This window comes from Pseudomonas sp. TNT2022 ID1044, from assembly GCF_028656895.1.
Lineage (GTDB): Bacteria > Pseudomonadota > Gammaproteobacteria > Pseudomonadales > Pseudomonadaceae > Aquipseudomonas > Aquipseudomonas reinekei.
In genome coordinates, this window is the sequence record NZ_JAMDHB010000010.1 from 280,501 (window position 1) to 296,029 (window position 15,529).

Annotated in this window: 17 protein-coding genes, 1 tRNA gene and 1 pseudogene; 13 read left to right on the forward strand and 6 right to left on the reverse strand. The window is 58.4% G+C overall.

Annotation, left to right across the window (positions count from 1 at the left end):
* Positions 1 to 30 precede the first annotated feature (30 nt).
* The 5 genes and pseudogenes from M5G20_RS16185 to M5G20_RS16210 all read right to left on the reverse strand — a co-directional run bounded on the left by M5G20_RS16185 (position 31) and on the right by M5G20_RS16210 (position 3,187).
* A complete protein-coding gene (locus tag M5G20_RS16185) occupies positions 31 to 1,074 on the reverse strand; it encodes a GlxA family transcriptional regulator (RefSeq protein ID WP_273919902.1) in 1,044 nt (347 codons plus the stop codon).
* Positions 1,071 to 1,658 (reverse strand): isochorismatase family protein, encoded by a 588-nt coding sequence (locus M5G20_RS16190; RefSeq protein ID WP_273919903.1) that lies wholly within the window; start codon positions 1,656 to 1,658, stop codon positions 1,071 to 1,073. The genes M5G20_RS16185 and M5G20_RS16190 overlap by 4 nt, the downstream gene beginning before the upstream one ends.
* Positions 1,659 to 2,263: 605 nt before the next feature.
* Positions 2,264 to 2,521 (reverse strand): annotated as a pseudogene (locus tag M5G20_RS16200) (histone-like nucleoid-structuring protein, MvaT/MvaU family); the annotation flags it as partial.
* A 92-nt stretch (positions 2,522 to 2,613) separates the two neighbouring features.
* Positions 2,614 to 2,943 carry a hypothetical protein gene (locus M5G20_RS16205; protein WP_273919904.1) on the reverse strand — a complete coding sequence of 110 codons (330 nt, stop codon included), beginning with the start codon at positions 2,941 to 2,943 and terminating at the stop codon, positions 2,614 to 2,616.
* Between the two features lie 159 nt (positions 2,944 to 3,102).
* Positions 3,103 to 3,187 (reverse strand) — tRNA-Leu (locus tag M5G20_RS16210).
* Between the two features lie 107 nt (positions 3,188 to 3,294).
* Here M5G20_RS16210 and queA point away from each other — a divergent pair.
* The 6 genes from queA (at position 3,295) to M5G20_RS16240 (ending at position 9,396) form a co-directional block, all read left to right on the forward strand.
* Positions 3,295 to 4,359 carry a tRNA preQ1(34) S-adenosylmethionine ribosyltransferase-isomerase QueA gene (gene queA, locus M5G20_RS16215; RefSeq protein WP_150731971.1) on the forward strand — a complete coding sequence of 355 codons (1,065 nt, stop codon included), beginning with the start codon at positions 3,295 to 3,297 and terminating at the stop codon, positions 4,357 to 4,359.
* 14 nt (positions 4,360 to 4,373) lie between these two features.
* Positions 4,374 to 5,489, forward strand: a complete 1,116-nt coding sequence (tgt, locus tag M5G20_RS16220; RefSeq protein ID WP_162130301.1) for a tRNA guanosine(34) transglycosylase Tgt — start codon at positions 4,374 to 4,376, stop codon at positions 5,487 to 5,489.
* A 43-nt stretch (positions 5,490 to 5,532) separates the two neighbouring features.
* Positions 5,533 to 5,871, forward strand: coding sequence for a preprotein translocase subunit YajC (yajC, locus tag M5G20_RS16225; RefSeq protein WP_016773317.1), 339 nt, complete (start codon positions 5,533 to 5,535; stop codon positions 5,869 to 5,871).
* A gap of 64 nt (positions 5,872 to 5,935) precedes the next feature.
* Positions 5,936 to 7,801: a protein translocase subunit SecD gene (secD, locus tag M5G20_RS16230; RefSeq protein WP_273919907.1), complete on the forward strand. Its 1,866-nt coding sequence runs from the start codon at positions 5,936 to 5,938 to the stop codon at positions 7,799 to 7,801.
* Positions 7,802 to 7,810: 9 nt separating this feature from the next.
* Positions 7,811 to 8,725, forward strand: a complete 915-nt coding sequence (secF, locus tag M5G20_RS16235; protein WP_273919908.1) for a protein translocase subunit SecF — start codon at positions 7,811 to 7,813, stop codon at positions 8,723 to 8,725.
* Positions 8,726 to 8,844: 119 nt separating this feature from the next.
* Positions 8,845 to 9,396, forward strand: a complete 552-nt coding sequence (locus M5G20_RS16240) for a glycine zipper 2TM domain-containing protein (protein WP_034150846.1) — start codon at positions 8,845 to 8,847, stop codon at positions 9,394 to 9,396.
* A gap of 247 nt (positions 9,397 to 9,643) precedes the next feature.
* On the opposite strand, the gene suhB is transcribed toward M5G20_RS16240, so the two are convergent.
* Positions 9,644 to 10,462 (reverse strand): type III secretion system regulator SuhB, encoded by an 819-nt coding sequence (suhB, locus tag M5G20_RS16245; RefSeq protein ID WP_034150845.1) that lies wholly within the window; start codon positions 10,460 to 10,462, stop codon positions 9,644 to 9,646.
* Between the two features lie 146 nt (positions 10,463 to 10,608).
* Between suhB and trmJ the strand changes: the two genes are divergently transcribed.
* From trmJ to hscB, 7 genes are all read left to right on the forward strand, one after another.
* Positions 10,609 to 11,379: a tRNA (cytosine(32)/uridine(32)-2'-O)-methyltransferase TrmJ gene (gene trmJ, locus M5G20_RS16250; protein WP_273919909.1), complete on the forward strand. Its 771-nt coding sequence runs from the start codon at positions 10,609 to 10,611 to the stop codon at positions 11,377 to 11,379.
* Between the two features lie 2 nt (positions 11,380 to 11,381).
* Complete coding sequence (cysE, locus tag M5G20_RS16255; protein WP_034150843.1) at positions 11,382 to 12,158, forward strand: serine O-acetyltransferase; 777 nt, start codon at positions 11,382 to 11,384, stop codon at positions 12,156 to 12,158.
* A 231-nt stretch (positions 12,159 to 12,389) separates the two neighbouring features.
* Positions 12,390 to 12,881, forward strand: a complete 492-nt coding sequence (gene iscR / locus M5G20_RS16260) for a Fe-S cluster assembly transcriptional regulator IscR (protein WP_003227911.1) — start codon at positions 12,390 to 12,392, stop codon at positions 12,879 to 12,881.
* 51 nt (positions 12,882 to 12,932) lie between these two features.
* Complete coding sequence (locus M5G20_RS16265; protein WP_008057730.1) at positions 12,933 to 14,147, forward strand: IscS subfamily cysteine desulfurase; 1,215 nt, start codon at positions 12,933 to 12,935, stop codon at positions 14,145 to 14,147.
* A gap of 83 nt (positions 14,148 to 14,230) precedes the next feature.
* Positions 14,231 to 14,617: a Fe-S cluster assembly scaffold IscU gene (gene iscU, locus M5G20_RS16270; RefSeq protein ID WP_056721266.1), complete on the forward strand. Its 387-nt coding sequence runs from the start codon at positions 14,231 to 14,233 to the stop codon at positions 14,615 to 14,617.
* Between the two features lie 34 nt (positions 14,618 to 14,651).
* The gene (gene iscA / locus M5G20_RS16275) at positions 14,652 to 14,975 is read left to right on the forward strand and encodes an iron-sulfur cluster assembly protein IscA (RefSeq protein ID WP_034150841.1); all 324 of its coding nucleotides are present in this window, start codon (positions 14,652 to 14,654) and stop codon (positions 14,973 to 14,975) included.
* An 8-nt stretch (positions 14,976 to 14,983) separates the two neighbouring features.
* Positions 14,984 to 15,505: a co-chaperone HscB gene (gene hscB, locus M5G20_RS16280; RefSeq protein WP_273919910.1), complete on the forward strand. Its 522-nt coding sequence runs from the start codon at positions 14,984 to 14,986 to the stop codon at positions 15,503 to 15,505.
* The last annotated feature ends 24 nt before the right edge of the window (positions 15,506 to 15,529 follow it).

A 15,529-nucleotide genomic window follows, 5' to 3' on the forward strand; every position in this document is an offset into this window, starting at 1 on the left:
AAATAGGGGCTGCACGCCAGGGAGTCTTGTTTAGCCCCCAAGAGTAACAACCTCGCGCATGTGGCTTGGCGGGACGTTATAAAAACGAGCCCACGCTCGACGCAACTGACGCGCCGATGCGAACCCAGCGCGCTCGGCGACCGTTTCGATATCAAGCCGCGAGCCGGTTAGCAACTCTCGCGCCAAGGCTATGCGCATGCGATTGATGTACTCCGCAACACTCATGCCCGTGTGCAGATTGAATAGCCGTGAAAGATTGCGTGGGCTCGAACCCGTTACGTGCGCTAGTGTCTCGACCGACCAGTCTCGCGTTGGCTCTTGGACGACAGCATCTTGTGCACGGTGTATGGCTGGATGAATATGACTACGCCCCTCGAGCCAAGGTGATAGCTGCGGATCAGCGCCGGCACGGCGCAGATAGACCACTAGGTATCGGGCCACCGCAAGCGCAACGGCATGACTGGTGTGCTGAGTCACGATGTGCAGCATCAGATCAATACCGGCCGTAATGCCAGCGCTCGTCAGCCGCTCGCCATCTTCCACATACAAACGATTTTCCTTCACCCGAGCAAGCGGCGCGGCGCTGGAGAGTTCTGCGATGCAGGCATGATGGGTCGTGCAGTCGTGGCCGTCCAAAAACCCGGCCCGGGCAGCCACGAGGGCGCCAGAACAGATCGATACCAATCGAATTCCGGGCCTGATTATCCGCCTGAGCCACTCGGCGATCGTGGATTCATGCATTGACGAAGCCACGTCTTCTTCTGAACCGACACAGTCGTCGCCTGGAAGTGAGGAGGCGCTGTCCAGTATGTGATCTGATGTCCCGGGCAGTACCACTAGAGCTCCACCCGGTATTAGGTCGGGCAACGATTCGATACCGTTGATACCCAACCCGATAGAACTTCTCACCGAAGGCACCGTGCCAACGTAGCGCACGCGATAATGCACGGCATCCTGCTCAACATTAGCCTTGAGTAGCACCTCGATAGGTCCGGCCACATCCAGAAGCAGGACGCGCGGCGGTACTACAACAATGACGTCAATCACAATCGGATGCCGCGCACAGGTAATCATGCGACTGCTGTTCCCCCTGGGCTAGGCAGTGCCTCTGCGGCCCCCGCTAGCGCCTCTTCGACAGTGGCAACCCGAACGAAGCGTCCACCCAGTACCAGTTTGGTTCGGGCATGCAGTTCATCAGCACTCCATTCGCGGCCAGCCTCGTCGGTCATTGGAAAGGTGAGCGTCGCTTCGCTGACGAAATCGACGTTGTAGCCCAAGTCATACGCGTGTCTAGCGGTGGTCTCACAGCACTGCTCGGTGCGTATACCCGAAATGATGACGCGGCGGACGCCATGCGTGTTCAGCCATACATCAAGGCCGGACCCCACCAGTGCACTGTGGCGCGGTTTCTTAAAGATAGCGTCGGGCTCAATGTTGAGCGGCGCCATGGTCGTGACAAGGCCAGACGCCTCCGAAAACGGACCTGTACCTTCCGCATGAAAAACTTGAAGCACTGGTATGCCGGCGGCTTTCGCGCCATCTATCAGCGGTTGCAGGTGAGAAAGAAAGGTCGGCAAGCTATTTTCGTTCCAGTAAGGAGCAGCGCGAAACGACTCTTGTACATCGATGACAATCAGTGCAGTTTTCTGAGCGGACATTATGGCATTCCTCAGCGGGTTAGTAGGGAACAAGGTTAGCCATGCTGTACAACGCCCGAAATGCCTGAGGTGGACCAAATCAGGACATTTCACGCCAATCAAAGTGGGATGCTATCAATGCCGGTGGGGATGAATCTGATCACGACGCAACAGTAGGCTAACAAGGGGAATCATTTTTTCTCGGTAAGTATCTATCGATTGGCTGCTCTTGGCCGATAGAAGACGTTCGTGTAGGGCAGTTATCAGCCGAACTGTGCTCCGGGTCGACCTCCAGGTTATGCCAGTCACGCGGAGGGCGTCGCTAACGCTGCAACCGTTGTGAAATGCGGAGGCTGGATTGGCGCAGCCTTAGGAGGGGGCACATCCTATAAGAAGGTTCGCGAAGTCTGTGCAGCAGGCAACATAGAAGCCTGTGAAAAGATCAAATACACCAAGGGCGGTAGCTTCATTAGGGGAGTGGCCGGTGGTGGTGCGACAGGTGTGGTGATGCAGTGGAGCGCCATAGCGCTGCTTTCCAGCACGAACGTGCTCGATGTTGTGGGTAAATCAGGAATACTAAAATGGCAAAAAGGGCCCGTCTGGACCCTTTCTCAGATGCGATGACCCTATTTTTTCAACCAGCTTTCAACCTCATCGGAACCGTGCTTGGTTTTCCACTCCTTTAGCGTATTGTGATTGCCGCCTTTGGTTTCGACCACTTCGCCAGTGTGAGGATTCTTGTATGTCTTCAGCTCGCGAGGTTTGCGTTTGCCAGTTGTTTGAACGGGGACTTGGCTGCGTGCGCTGCTTTGTGGGTCTAATAGGTTGACGATGTGTTTGAGGCTGAAACCGTACTGGGCGAGCAACTCACGGAGCTTGGTTTCGGAAAAGGGGACAAATTTATTATCGGATGAACAGGACAACCAATGTCGGCCCTGCTACGGGCGTTCCCGCTTTTTTTGGTCACTCCGTCATATCACTGGATATCTTTCAGATAATCCTTAAGCGCAACAATCGGCGCACCAATCAGCTCCATCGTCCGAACCCCGGCCACTTCCCCCGCCAACCTCCCCAACTCCCGCCCCAACGGCTTATCCACACCCCCAACAGCCTCCAGCGCCAACCCCACACACTCACCCACCTTCACCTGAATCCCCTCAACATCCCCCCGCCGCACCAGCAACTCAAACACATCCCGCTGGTAATCACCCATGACCAGATCATCCCGCAAAATCGGGCTCGAACCTTCCGTTTCATAAGCCAGTTTGAGGGAGAAGAGGGCGACGGTTTCCAGGTGTAATTCCATGGGGGAATCCTTGTGAAATGTTCCGGCGGTGCGGGTGGTGTGGAAGGGCAAGGGGCGAAAGCATCGCCAGCAAGCTGGCTCCCACAGGGTGGGTGGGGTGTCAGCCACTTTATCGCGGGCGAAAAAAAAGGCCTTGCTAAGCAAGACCTTTCTTAATGTTGGTGCCCCGAGGGAGACTCGAACTCCCACTCCTTTCGAAAACGGATTTTGAATCCGCCGCGTCTACCAATTCCGCCATCAGGGCTCAATGGCGGCGAAGTATAGAGATGAGATTACCGTCGGTCAATCAGGTACATAGAGAATTTTCACTATTTCGGCTAGACTTCCGGCCCCTGCTAGACGAACCCCATCATGCGCGTTGCTGACTTTACTTTCGAACTCCCAGATTCGCTGATTGCCCGCCATCCTTTGGCCGAGCGTCGCAATAGTCGCCTGTTGACCCTGGATGGGGTCAGCGGCGCTTTGGCACACCGTCAATTCACTGATTTGCTGGAGCATTTGCGCCCCGGCGATTTGATGGTGTTCAACAATACCCGGGTGATTCCGGCGCGACTGTTTGGCCAGAAGGCTTCCGGCGGCAAGCTGGAAATCCTGGTGGAGCGGGTGCTGGACAGTCATCGCGTGCTGGCCCATGTGCGCTCCAGCAAGTCGCCCAAGCCGGGGTCGAAGATCCTCATCGACGGCGGTGGCGAGGCCGAGATGCTGGCGCGGCACGATGCGTTGTTCGAACTGGGCTTTGCCGAAGAGGTGTTGCCGCTGCTCGACCGCGTCGGGCACATGCCGCTGCCTCCTTATATAGATCGCCCGGATGAAGGCTCGGACCGCGAGCGTTATCAGACCGTGTACGCCCAGCGCCTGGGCGCGGTGGCGGCGCCGACGGCGGGGCTGCATTTCGATCAGCCGTTGCTGGAGGCGATTGCCGCCAAGGGCATCGAGACGGCGTTCGTGACCCTGCACGTCGGCGCCGGCACGTTCCAGCCGGTGCGCGTGGAGAAGCTCGAAGACCACCACATGCACACTGAATGGCTGGAAGTCGGCCAGGACGTGGTCGATGCCGTGGCTGCCTGCCGCGCTCGCGGTGGTCGCGTGGTGGCGGTGGGGACCACCAGCGTGCGTTCCCTGGAAAGCGCCGCGCGCGATGGCGTGCTCAAGCCGTTCAGCGGCGATACAGACATTTTCATTTACCCTGGCCGGCCGTTCCATGTGGTCGATGCCCTGGTCACCAACTTCCATTTGCCTGAATCCACGCTGTTGATGCTGGTTTCGGCATTCGCCGGTTATCCCGAAACCATGGCGGCCTACAAGGCTGCGGTCGACAACGGGTACCGCTTTTTCAGCTACGGTGATGCGATGTTCATCACGCGTAATCCTGCGCCGACTGCCCCTAAAGAATCGGGCCCAGAGGAAACTGTATGAGTCGCACCTGTCGTATGTCTTTCGAGCTGCTGGCCACTGATGGCAAGGCTCGTCGCGGTCGTTTGACCTTCCCGCGCGGTACCGTCGAGACCCCGGCCTTCATGCCGGTGGGCACGTACGGCACGGTCAAGGGCATGCTGCCACGGGATATCGAGGCGACCGGCGCTGAGATCATTCTGGGTAACACCTTCCACCTGTGGCTGCGCCCGGGCACGGAAGTGATCAAGAAGCACGGCGACCTGCACGATTTCATGCAGTGGAAAGGCCCGATCCTGACCGACTCCGGCGGTTTCCAGGTGTTCAGCCTGGGCGCCATGCGCAAGATCAAGGAGGAGGGCGTGACCTTCGCTTCCCCGGTCGACGGCGCCAAGGTGTTCATGGGCCCGGAAGAGTCGATGCAGGTCCAGCGTGACCTGGGCTCCGACATCGTGATGATTTTCGACGAATGCACGCCGTACCCGGCTGATGAAGACGTCGCCCGCATCTCCATGGAGTTGTCCCTGCGTTGGGCCAAGCGTTCGAAAGAAGCCCATGGCGACAACACGGCGGCGCTGTTCGGTATCGTTCAGGGCGGCATGCACCAGGACCTGCGCATGCGCTCCCTGGAAGGCCTGGACAAGATCGGCTTCGATGGCCTGGCCATCGGCGGTCTGTCGGTAGGCGAACCGAAGCACGAAATGATCAAGGTGCTGGATTATCTGCCGGGCATGATGCCGGCTGACAAACCTCGTTACCTTATGGGCGTTGGCAAACCCGAAGACTTGGTTGAGGGTGTGCGCCGCGGTGTGGACATGTTCGATTGCGTGATGCCAACCCGTAATGCCCGCAATGGGCATCTGTTCATTGATACTGGCGTGCTGAAGATCCGAAACGCGTTCCATCGCCATGATGATTCGCCGCTCGATCCGACCTGCGATTGCTATACCTGCCAGAACTTCTCACGCGCTTATCTGCATCACCTGGACAAGTGCGGCGAAATGCTGGGAAGCATGCTCAATACCATCCATAACTTGCGTCATTATCAAGTGCTTATGGCTGGTTTGCGCGAGGCTATTCAACAGGGTACATTGGCCGCCTTTGTCGATGCCTTCTACGCCAAACGCGGGTTACCTGTTCCGCCTTTGGACTGAGTTTCCTGACCCCAAGATTCAACATTTGCAACTGGAGTGCTAAATGAGCTTTTTTATCTCTAATGCCATGGCTGACGCTGCTGCACCTGCTGCTGCGAGCCCAATGGGTGGTGGTTTCGAGTGGATTTTCCTGGTCGGCTTCCTGGTCATCTTCTACCTGATGATCTGGCGTCCACAGGCCAAGCGCGCCAAAGAGCAGAAGAACCTGCTGAGCAGCCTGCAGAAAGGCGACGAAGTTGTGACCACCGGCGGCATCGCTGGCAAGATCACCAAAGTGGCTGACGATTTCGTTGTTCTGGAAGTTTCCGACACTGTCGAAATGAAATTCCAGAAAGGCGCCATCGCCGCCACGCTGCCAAAAGGCACGCTCAAAGCGATCTAAGTTTCAACTTCATATTCAATCGACGGGGCGCGCAAGGCGCCCCGCGTCATAAACGGGCGGCGTGATGCTGAACAAATATCCTCTGTGGAAATACATTCTGATCCTGGCGGTGCTGGCGGTCGGTCTGATTTATTCCGCTCCCAATCTTTATCCTGATGACCCGGCCATTCAGGTCAGCGGTGCAAGCACTGCGCTGCAGGTCAATCAGGCTGATCTGGATCGTGTGAGCGCTGCGCTCAAGGAATCCGGGATCAACGTCAAGGCTGCCACGCTGGCAGAGGGCGGCAAGGGTGGTCTGATTCGCCTGACCAAGGCTGAAGACCAGCTGCCGGCCAAAGACGTCGTGCGCAAGGCATTGGGTGATGACTACGTCGTCGCGCTGAACCTGGCACAAACCACCCCGCCATGGCTGCGCAACCTCGCTGCGCACCCGATGAAGCTGGGTCTGGACTTGTCCGGTGGTGTGCACTTCCTGCTGGAAGTGGACATGGACAAAGCCCTCGACGCACGCCTGAAAGTCTACGAAGGCGACGTCAAGAGCCTGTTGCGTAAAGAGAAACTGCGTTATCGCAGCCTGCCACAGCTCGATGGTGCCATTCAGCTGGGCTTTACTGATGAAACTGTCCGCGAACAGGCCCGCAGCCTGATCCGCAAGAATTTCAACGATTTCGACATTGTTCCGGCCGACCTCAATGGTCAACCGGTACTGCGTCTGGCGATGACCCCGGCCAAGCTGGCGGAAATCCGCGAATACTCCATCAAGCAGAACTTGACCACGGTACGTAACCGCGTCAACGAGCTGGGTGTTGCTGAACCGATCGTCCAGCGTCAGGGCGCCAACCGCATCGTGGTTGAGCTGCCGGGCGTGCAGGACACCGCCGAAGCCAAGCGTATCCTCGGTAAAACAGCCAACCTCGAGTTCCGTCTGGCTGCCGAGCCTGGTGCTTCGAAAGCCACTTCCGAAACCTTCGAATTCCGCGAGGGCAATCGTTCGGCGCAGATCGAGCGTGGCCTGATCATCACCGGCGACCAGGTAACCGACGCCAAGGCTGGCTTCGACGAGCACGGCAGGCCGGAAGTGAACATTCGTCTGGATGGCCACGGCGGTGAGCTGATGAGCCGTGCGACCCGCTCGAACGTTGGTCGCAGCATGGCGGTGATCTTCATCGAGCAGCGTCCGGTGACCACTTACACCAAGCAAGTGGTCAACGGCGTCGAGAAAGATGTGCCGGTTCAGACCTTCAAGGAAGAGAAGAAGATCATCAGCCTGGCGACCATTCAGTCGCCGCTGGGTGCTCAGTTCCGCATCACCGGCCTGAACGGCCAGGGCGAATCGTCCGAACTGGCGCTGCTGCTGCGTGCCGGTGGTCTGGCTGCACCGATGTACTTCGCTGAAGAGCGCACCATCGGCCCGAGCCTGGGTGCGGACAACATCACCAAAGGTATCGATGCATCGCTGTGGGGCATGCTGTTCGTCTCGCTGTTCATCATCGCCATCTATCGCTTCTTCGGCATCATCGCCACCGTCGCACTGGCGGTGAACATGGTGCTGCTGCTGGCCCTGATGTCGCTGCTGGGTGCAACGCTGACCCTGCCGGGTATCGCCGGTATCGTATTGACCATGGGTATGGCGGTCGACGCCAACGTGCTGATCTTCTCGCGGATTCGTGAAGAAATCGCTGCGGGCATGACTGTGCAGCGGGCAATCAACGAAGGCTTCGGCCGGGCATTCACCGCGATTCTCGACGCCAACCTGACAACCTTGTTGGTCGGCGGGATTCTCTTTGCCATGGGCACCGGCCCGGTCAAAGGCTTCGCAGTGACCATGTCCCTCGGGATCTTTACCTCGATGTTCACGGCCATCATGGTGACCCGCGCGATGGTCAACCTGATCTTCGGCGGTCGTGACTTCAAGAAGTTGTGGATTTAAGGGGCTGCCATGTTACGTACAATCAACTTCATGGGCGTTCGCAACGTTGCGTTCGGCGTCACATTGTTCCTTACGGTGCTGGCCTTGTTCAGCGTCGCCACCAAGGGCATGAACTGGGGCCTGGACTTCACCGGCGGTACGCTCATCGAGCTGACCTACGAGCGTCCTGCTGACGTCTCCAAGGTGCGTGAGCAACTGGTGAGCGCCGGTTATAACGATGCCGTCGTGCAGAACTTCGGTGCGACCACCGATTTGCTGGTGCGCATGCCAGGCGAAGACCCGCAACTGGGTCATCAGGTGGCCGAGGCCTTGCAGAAGGTTGGCGGCGAGAACCCGGCGACGGTCAAGCGCGTTGAGTTCGTGGGCCCGCAGGTGGGTGAGGAGCTGCGCGACCAGGGCGGCCTCGGCATGCTGATGGCGCTGGGCGGCATCCTGATCTACCTGGCTTTCCGCTTTCAGTGGAAGTTTGCAGTCGGTGCCATCGTCTCCCTGATCCACGACGTGATCGTGACCATCGGTATCCTGTCGTTCTTCCAGATCACCTTCGACCTGACGGTGCTGGCGGCGGTACTGGCGATCATCGGTTACTCGCTCAACGACACCATCGTGGTATTCGACCGGGTTCGTGAGAACTTCCGTGTGCTGCGCAAGGCCAGCCTGATCGAGAATATCAACATCTCGACCACGCAAACCCTGCTGCGGACCATGGCGACGTCGATCTCCACTTTGCTGGCGATCGGGGCGCTTTTGTTCTTTGGTGGCGACAACCTGTTCGGCTTCTCTATCGCCCTGTTCATCGGTGTTCTGGCGGGTACTTACTCGTCGATCTACATCGCGAACGTGGTGCTGATCTGGCTGAACCTGAGCACTGAAGACCTGATTCCTCCGGCGAATACCGAGAAGGAAGTCGACGACCGTCCTTGAAGGAAGTTTCCTTAAGCGATGTAGTCCAAAAAGGCGCGAGTTGAACTCGCGCCTTTTTTTATGCTCCAAGGCTGGGAGAAGCGCGGACATGTTCCGCGGGTGATGGTCAGGAGGTTCATGTGAACAAGTCGATGCTGGTTGGTGCGGTATTGGGTGCTGTCGGTGTGACTGCCGGGGGTGCTGTGGCCACCTACAGCCTGGTTAAAGATAACGGTCCCGAGTACGCGCAAGTGCTCGCCGTTGAGCCGGTCAAGACACAAATCAAGACTCCACGTGAAGTGTGCAAGGATGTAACTGTCACTCGGCAGGCGCCGGTGAAGGATCAACATCAAATCGCCGGTACAGTGGTAGGTGCGCTGGCAGGCGGCTTGCTGGGCAACCAGATCGGCGGCGGCACCGGCAAGAAGATTGCCACGGTTGCGGGCGCGGTCGGCGGTGGTTATGCCGGTAACAAGGTTCAGGAAGGCATGCAGGAGCGTGACACCTACACCACGACTCAGACCCGCTGTAACACGGTGAATGACATCAGTGACAAGGTCGTGGGTTACGACGTTCGGTACTCGCTGGATGGCAAGGAAGGCAAAGTGCGGATGGATCGCGATCCGGGTAACCAGATTCCGGTCGACAAGGAAGGCAAGTTGATCCTGTCGCAGAACGAACCGGCTCAGTAATGAGCACTGCTTAAAAAGAAGCACCCTTCGGGGTGCTTTTTTGTGCCTGAAATGGCGATTTGTAAGCGCCGCTGAAACCTGTGGGAGCGGGCTTGCCCGCGATGACGGTATCACTTGCGCCATATGCGGCGACTGATCCACCGCTATCGCGGGCAAGCCCGCTCCCACAGGGATTTATTGTGTTTTCAAGGTTGAATTCCAGGCATAAAAAAAGCACCCCGAAGGGTGCTCTTTTGTCGCTGGAAGCTTAGCGCTTCAGCGAGGCCGGCAGGTGCGGCTGGATCGCCGTCAGGACTGCCTTGAAGCACTTGGTGTTACCGGCAACGACGTGGCCTTTTTCAAGGAAGTCGTGACCACCGGTAAAGTCGCTCACCAGGCCGCCTGCTTCTTGAATCAGCAGGGCGCCTGCCGCCATGTCCCACTCGGACAGGCCCGACTCCCAGAATGCGTCGAAACGGCCGGCAGCCACGTAGGCCAGGTCCAGGCTCGCGGAGCCAGCGCGGCGGATGCCGGCAGTCTGGCCAACCAGGGCGCGGAACATGCCCAGGTAGTTGTCGAGGTTGTCCATTTGGTCGTCACGGAACGGGAAGCCGGTACCCAGAAGGGCGCCGTCGAGGCTGGTGCGGCCGCTGACGCGCAGGCGACGACCGTTCAGTTGAGCGCCGCGACCACGGCTGGCGGTGAATTCTTCCTGGCGAACCGGGTCCAGAACAACGGCGTGCTCAAGACGACCGCGGTATTTGCAGGCGATGCTGACAGCGAAGTGAGGAATGCCGCGCAGGAAGTTGGTGGTGCCGTCCAGTGGGTCGATGATCCACAGGTACTCTTCGCCTTCGATGCCGGAACCGGCGTGCAGGCCAGTCTCTTCACCCAGGATCGAGTGGTTCGGGTAAGCCTTGCGCAGGGCGTCGATGATTTTCTGTTCAGCGGCGCGATCCACCTCGGATACGTAATCCTTGGCGTCTTTTTCGTCGACCTTGATGGTATCCAGGCGCTCGATGGAGCGGAAGATCAATTCACTGGCGCTGCGGGCGGCGCGCAGCGCGATATTCAGCATGGGCTGCATGGATGTGTCACCTAAGGTTGTTAAAGAAAGCCGGGCATTCTATCAGAAAGTTTCTACAGGAGAAGGACGACGTTCGCTTTCATGGCTTAACGGTAGCTCTCGCTGTAAGATTCCGCTCCCGATTATTGTGTTCGAGAGCGCCTCCCTTGCTGCAAAACATTCGTGTCGTCCTGGTCAATACCAGCCATCCGGGCAATATCGGCGGGGCTGCGCGTGCCATGAAGAACATGGGGCTGTCGCGACTGGTGCTGGTCGAGCCTCGTGTGTTCCCGCATCACGAAGCCGATGCCCGTGCTTCCGGTGCGGGTGACATCCTTGAAAACGCGCAAGTCGTCGCCACTTTGGAAGATGCTTTGGTCGGCTGCAATCTGGTGCTCGGCACCAGCGCCCGCGACCGGCGGATTCCCTGGCCGTTGCTCGATCCCCGCGAATGCGGAACGAAAGTGGTCGAAGAAGCCGGGCAGGGCGCCCAGATCGCCCTGGTGTTCGGTCGTGAAGATTCCGGCCTGACCAACGAAGAGCTGCAGCGATGTCATTATCACGTGCACATCCCGTCAGACCCTGAATTCAGCTCGCTGAATCTTGGGGCAGCGGTGCAGGTGTTGAGTTATGAAGTGCGCATGTCCTGGCTGGCGGCCCAAGGTCAGCCAAGCAGGGTCGAGAAGGAAGAAGTGGCATCGGTCAAAAGCGCTGAGCTGGCGACCATGGATGAGCTTGAGCGATTCTATGAGCACCTGGAGCAAACCCTAGTGGCCATCGAGTTCCTCGATCCGGAAAAGCCACGGCACTTGATGGCGCGCCTGCGCCGGTTGTACGGACGCAGCTCGGTCAGCCGGGCGGAAATGAATATATTGCGTGGCATCCTCACGGAAACCCAAAAAGCGGCCCGTGGTGAGCTTCTAAAGCGGAAGGATTAATGATGTTCGAGCGTTTGCGTGAAGATATCCAGAGTGTTTTCCATCGTGACCCGGCGGCGCGTAACGCTTTTGAAGTCCTGACTTGCTACCCCGGCATGCACGCCATCTGGATTCACCGTTTGTCGGCGATGCTATGGCGCGCGGACCTGAAATGGCTGGCGCGGCTGGTGTCGAACTTCGGTCGCTGGTTGACCGGGATCGAGATCCATCCGGGGGCCAAGGTGGGTCGTCGCTTCTTCATTGACCACGGCATGGGCATTGTCATCGGTGAAACGGCTGAAATCGGCGATGACGTGACCATTTATCAGGGCGTGACCCTGGGTGGCACCAGCTGGAATAAAGGCAAGCGCCACCCGACCTTGGGTGATGGTGTTGTGGTGGGTGCCGGCGCCAAGGTGCTTGGCCCGTTCACGGTGGGGGCGGGTGCCAAGGTCGGCTCCAACGCCGTGGTGACCAAGGAAGTGCCACCGGGCGCCACGGTGGTGGGTATTCCGGGGCGGATCATCGTCAAGCCTGACGAGGAGCAGGACGCCAAGCGCAAGGCCATGGCCGAGAAAATCGGTTTTGATGCCTACGGCGTGACTGAGGATATGCCGGACCCGGTGGCTCGAGCCATCAATCAGTTGCTTGACCATTTGCAAGCGGTCGACGGGCGGCTGGAAGGGATGTGCGGGGCGTTGAAGGACCTGGGTAGCAATTACTGTGCGAAAGATCTGCCTGAGCTGCGCGAAGAAGACTTCGCCTGTGTGAAGGACAAGGATCAGAGTCAGGCCGGCTAAACCGAGTCGATCCCTTCGTGAGCAGGCTCGCACATTGAAATGCATTTCAAATGTGGCGAGCCTGCTCACGAAGAACGATAACGCGGTACTGCTGGCTGTACATGTCCAGCCTTTGCTATGATGCGCCCGCTCTTTTGCGGGTAAACCTGACTAAAGTACTAGGTCTTATAGTTGACTTAAATACTCGGGAATTGCATACTCGCCCCATTCCGAACTCCGTGGTAATTGTCCATGCGACTGACTACAAAAGGCCGATACGCCGTGACCGCCATGCTCGACCTGGCGTTGCACGCGCAGCACGGGCCCGTGTCCCTGGCCGATATCTCCGAGCGCCAAGGCATCTCCCTGTCCTACCTCGAACAGCTTTTTGCCAAATTGCGCCGCAGCAATCTGGTGTCCAGCGTCCGCGGTCCGGGCGGTGGTTACCAATTGTCCCGCGACATGCAGGGCATCCAGGTCGCCCAGGTGATCGATGCGGTGAACGAATCGGTCGATGCAACCAAATGCCAGGGCCAGGGCGATTGCCATTCCGGTGACACGTGCCTGACTCACCACTTGTGGTGCGACCTGAGCCTGCAGATCCACGAATTTCTCAGCGGTATCAGCTTGGCTGACCTTGTAACTCGCCGTGAGGTGCAAGAAGTAGCCCAGCGTCAGGACCAACGCCGTTGCAACAGCAAGGCGCCACGCCTGGACAAGATTGAAGCGTCCGCCGTCGAATGACAGCCACAGAGCTAAGCGGCACGCCAGCCAGCCTGATTTAGGAGATAGTCCATGAAATTGCCGATTTACCTTGATTACTCTGCGACTACCCCGGTTGATCCGCGTGTCGCGCAAAAGATGAGTGAATGCCTGCTGGTCGACGGAAACTTCGGTAACCCGGCGTCCCGTTCCCACGTGTTCGGCTGGAAAGCTGAAGAGTCCGTCGAAAACGCCCGTCGTCAGGTGGCCGATCTGGTCAACGCCGATCCGCGTGAGATCGTCTGGACCTCCGGCGCCACCGAGTCCGACAACCTGGCAATCAAGGGTGCGGCACATTTCTATGCCACCAAAGGCAAGCACCTGATCACCACCAAGATTGAGCACAAGGCTGTCCTCGACACCATGCGCCAACTGGAGCGTGAAGGCTTCGAAGTCACCTACATCGAGCCTCGCACCGACGGTCTGGTCACTCCAGAGATGATCGAAGCCGAGCTGCGTGACGACACCATCCTGGTTTCGGTCATGCACGTGAACAACGAAATCGGCACCATCAACGACATCGCTGCGATCGGTGAATTGCTCCGTTCCAAGGGCATCCTGTTCCACGTCGACGCAGCCCAGTCCACCGGCAAGGTCGAGATCGACCTGCAGAAGCTGAAAGTCGACATGATGTCGTTCTCCGCCCACAAGACCTACGGTCCTAAAGGCATTGGTGCCCTGTACGTAAGCCGCAAGCCGCGCGTACGTATTGAAGCGACCATGCACGGCGGCGGTCACGAGCGCGGCATGCGTTCGGGCACCTTGGCCACGCACCAGATCGTTGGCATGGGCGAAGCTTTCCGCGTAGCCAAGGAAGACATGGCTGCCGAGAACGTGCGCATCAAAGCCTTGAGCGACCGTTTCTACAAGCAGGTCGAGCACCTGGAAGAGCTGTACGTCAACGGCAGCCTGACCGCCCGCGTTCCGCACAACCTGAACCTGAGCTTCAACTACGTTGAAGGCGAGTCGTTGATCATGGCGCTCAAGGACCTGGCGGTTTCGTCCGGTTCGGCCTGCACCTCGGCGTCCCTTGAGCCTTCGTACGTACTGCGCGCCCTGGGCCGCAACGACGAACTGGCACACAGCTCGATCCGCTTCACCTTCGGCCGTTTCACCACCGAAGAAGAAATCGACTACGCCGCGCAGAAAGTCTGCGAGGCCGTTACCAAGCTGCGCGCTCTGTCGCCGCTTTGGGACATGTACAAAGACGGTGTCGACATTTCGAAAATCGAGTGGGCGGCACACTGATTTCAAGTCGCCGCGAACCGGCCCCGCGCACCTTGGTGACGGGGCTTAAAGAGCGACTCTCTGATGAGTGAGGATTAAGAATCATGGCTTACAGCGAAAAGGTCATCGACCACTACGAAAACCCGCGCAACGTCGGCAAGATGGACGCGCAAGATCCTGATGTCGGCACCGGCATGGTCGGCGCGCCGGCTTGCGGCGACGTCATGCGCCTGCAGATCAAGGTCAACGACGCTGGCATCATCGAAGATGCCAAGTTCAAGACCTACGGCTGCGGTTCGGCTATCGCTTCCAGCTCCCTCGCCACCGAGTGGATGAAGGGCAAGACCCTGGACGAAGCGGAAACCATCAAGAACACTCAGCTGGCCGAAGAACTGGCCCTGCCGCCAGTGAAAATTCACTGCTCCGTACTTGCTGAAGACGCTATCAAGGCGGCCGTTCGCGACTACAAGCAGAAGAAAGGCTTGATCTGACTTTCAAGATTTGGCGACGAGTAAGGAGTCACCGATGGCTATCAGCATGACAGAAGCGGCTGCTCGACACGTGCGGCGCTCCCTCGACGGGCGCGGCAAAGGTGAAGGGATTCGTCTGGGTGTTCGCACCACAGGCTGTTCCGGCCTTGCCTACGTGCTGGAGTTTGTCGATGAGGTGGTTGCAGACGATCAGGTGTTCGAAAGTCACGGCGAAAAAGTGATTATCGACCCGAAAAGCCTGGCCTACCTGGACGGCACCGAGCTCGATTTCGTCAAGGAAGGGTTGAACGAAGGCTTCAAGTTCAACAATCCCAACGTACGCGGTGAATGTGGCTGCGGCGAAAGCTTCAACATCTGAGGCTTGTCGTGGGTACTCCTTGTCATTTCGCTTTATTTGAGCTGCAACCGAGTTTCGATCTGGACCTCGATCAGCTGGCTACGCGCTACCGTGAGTTGGCGCGCAGTGTTCATCCGGACCGCTTCGCTGACGCTTCCGAGCGTGAGCAGCGGCTGGCGCTAGAGCAATCCGCGAGCCTCAACGAGGCCTACCAGACGCTCAAGAACCCACCCAGACGCGCGCGTTACCTGCTCGCCTTGAATGGTGGTGAGCTACCGCTGGAGGTCACGGTGCATGATCCGGAGTTTCTTCTGCAACAGATGGAGTTGCGCGAAGAGCTCGAAGACCTGCAGGACAGCGCCGACCTCAATGGCGTTGCCGTCTTCAAGCGTCGCCTGAAGGCTGCCCAGGATGAACTGAACCAAAGCTTCGCAGCTTGCTGGAACGATGCCGCGCAACGCGAACAGGCCGAACGCCTGATGCGGCGCATGCAGTTCCTCGACAAGCTCACCTACGAAGTGCGCCAGTTAGAAGAGCGCCTCGACGATTAACCCAGTGCCGCTCCGGTCGCACGC

Excerpts from the sequence above, each read along its gene's own strand:
- cysE (WP_034150843.1), top strand. The coding sequence starts at position 11,382 with ATGTTCGAGCGTTTGCGTGAAGATATCCAGAGTGTTTTCCATCGTGAC.
- iscA (WP_034150841.1), top strand. The coding sequence starts at position 14,652 with ATGGCTATCAGCATGACAGAAGCGGCTGCTCGACACGTGCGGCGCTCC.
- M5G20_RS16265 (WP_008057730.1), top strand. The coding sequence starts at position 12,933 with ATGAAATTGCCGATTTACCTTGATTACTCTGCGACTACCCCGGTTGAT.
- secD (WP_273919907.1), top strand. The coding sequence starts at position 5,936 with ATGCTGAACAAATATCCTCTGTGGAAATACATTCTGATCCTGGCGGTG.
- yajC (WP_016773317.1), top strand. The coding sequence starts at position 5,533 with ATGAGCTTTTTTATCTCTAATGCCATGGCTGACGCTGCTGCACCTGCT.
- M5G20_RS16185 (WP_273919902.1), bottom strand. The coding sequence starts at position 1,074 with ATGATTACCTGTGCGCGGCATCCGATTGTGATTGACGTCATTGTTGTA.
- iscU (WP_056721266.1), top strand. The coding sequence starts at position 14,231 with ATGGCTTACAGCGAAAAGGTCATCGACCACTACGAAAACCCGCGCAAC.
- suhB (WP_034150845.1), bottom strand. The coding sequence starts at position 10,462 with ATGCAGCCCATGCTGAATATCGCGCTGCGCGCCGCCCGCAGCGCCAGT.
- M5G20_RS16205 (WP_273919904.1), bottom strand. The coding sequence starts at position 2,943 with ATGGAATTACACCTGGAAACCGTCGCCCTCTTCTCCCTCAAACTGGCT.
- M5G20_RS16190 (WP_273919903.1), bottom strand. The coding sequence starts at position 1,658 with ATGTCCGCTCAGAAAACTGCACTGATTGTCATCGATGTACAAGAGTCG.
- queA (WP_150731971.1), top strand. The coding sequence starts at position 3,295 with ATGCGCGTTGCTGACTTTACTTTCGAACTCCCAGATTCGCTGATTGCC.
- tgt (WP_162130301.1), top strand. The coding sequence starts at position 4,374 with ATGTCTTTCGAGCTGCTGGCCACTGATGGCAAGGCTCGTCGCGGTCGT.
- iscR (WP_003227911.1), top strand. The coding sequence starts at position 12,390 with ATGCGACTGACTACAAAAGGCCGATACGCCGTGACCGCCATGCTCGAC.
- secF (WP_273919908.1), top strand. The coding sequence starts at position 7,811 with ATGTTACGTACAATCAACTTCATGGGCGTTCGCAACGTTGCGTTCGGC.